The organism is Cupriavidus gilardii, assembly GCF_008801915.1.
Classification (GTDB): Bacteria; Pseudomonadota; Gammaproteobacteria; order Burkholderiales; family Burkholderiaceae; genus Cupriavidus; species Cupriavidus gilardii.
Window position 1 is genome coordinate 1 of sequence record NZ_VZOV01000071.1, and the last position, 566, is coordinate 566.

The following is a 566-nucleotide window of genomic DNA, read 5'->3' on the forward strand; positions in this document are numbered from 1 at the left end:
TGGCATCAATTACTTCCAATAAAGCACCTTTATAACCTATTTGCTTAGATTGGCTTAAATCATATTCAACATCATTATTGAATGCAGGACGTGCTTGATTACTTGAGAATTCACGGTACCCGACATTAATTTTATTTCCAAATTTTCCACTATAAATTAATGTTTGTTGGAAGGAATTATCTGATGCAATTGCTACTGTCTTCATAGTAGCTTGATGTTTATCAGTACAGTTTTTTGCATTAAATACTGTTACTACACAGAGCTTACCTTCAGTATCTAACATAACTACTTTAAATGGGTCAGCTAAAGGGTTTTTCTGAACCATCCCCCCACCACTGACAGTGTTGAATGGCTGAAAATATTGCCCTTTTTCATTTTTGCCTGTTTTTAAGTAAATGCCTGAAGTAAGTGAATAAGCAAAACTAATTTTAATATTTTCAGGGACGTTTAGAACTTCACGATCAACCACCATTCCCTGTTCAAGCATTTGATCCCCTACAAATGCTTTATTAACTGATCCAATTGGCGGTTTGCTTATATTTTTAGGTATAGCTTGATAATTATAG

Annotated in this window: 1 pseudogene; it reads right to left on the reverse strand. The window is 33.9% G+C overall.

The annotated features are described in order from the left end of the window. Positions 1–566, reverse strand: a pseudogene (locus tag F7Q96_RS26465) (hypothetical protein); the annotation flags it as partial.